This is a genomic window from Vibrio sp. 2033, assembly GCF_033339735.1.
Map to the genome: position 1 here is coordinate 1 of NZ_JAWOVC010000720.1, position 544 is coordinate 544.

The window sequence follows — 544 nt, forward strand, 5'->3', positions numbered from 1 at the left end:
CGCAACAGAAGTGCTCAAAGACCATGAAGACAGCACTTGGCAAGCCGAAATTTGGGACTTTAAAGGCTTGGCACTCCTTGGCTTAGAACGCCTAGACGCTGCGGAAGAAGCAACCCAAAAAGCGCACAAGCTTGCCATTGAGCACGATCTAACGTGGATGAAAGCACACTCTTTCATCAGTCGAGCAAGACTAGAGCTACTGCGTAAAAACACGGACAGCGCAGCCGAGTTGTTGCTTGCCGCAGAAGAATCCGCGCTTAATTTCGATAACGGCGAACTGCTAAGTCAGATCTGTTTTCAGCAATCTCGCGTTGCTGAAGAGCAAGGCGATTTCGAAGCGGCATTTAATGCGTTTAAAAAATACCGCAAACATGCACTGAAAATGCTCAAAGAGCAGACCAATCGTGTCAGCATGGATAAAGCGCGCGGCTCAAAACGCCAGCTAGAACAACGTGCTCGCAAGCTCATCAATCGTATTCGCTCTCAACATGAATACGATCCCGAAAAGCAGTTTTCTAACGTCGTTTCCGAAACGTACTGGTGG

Annotated in this window: 1 pseudogene; it reads left to right on the forward strand. The window is 48.3% G+C overall.

The annotated features are described in order from the left end of the window. A pseudogene (locus tag R7P74_RS28710) lies at positions 1–544 on the forward strand (hypothetical protein); the annotation flags it as partial.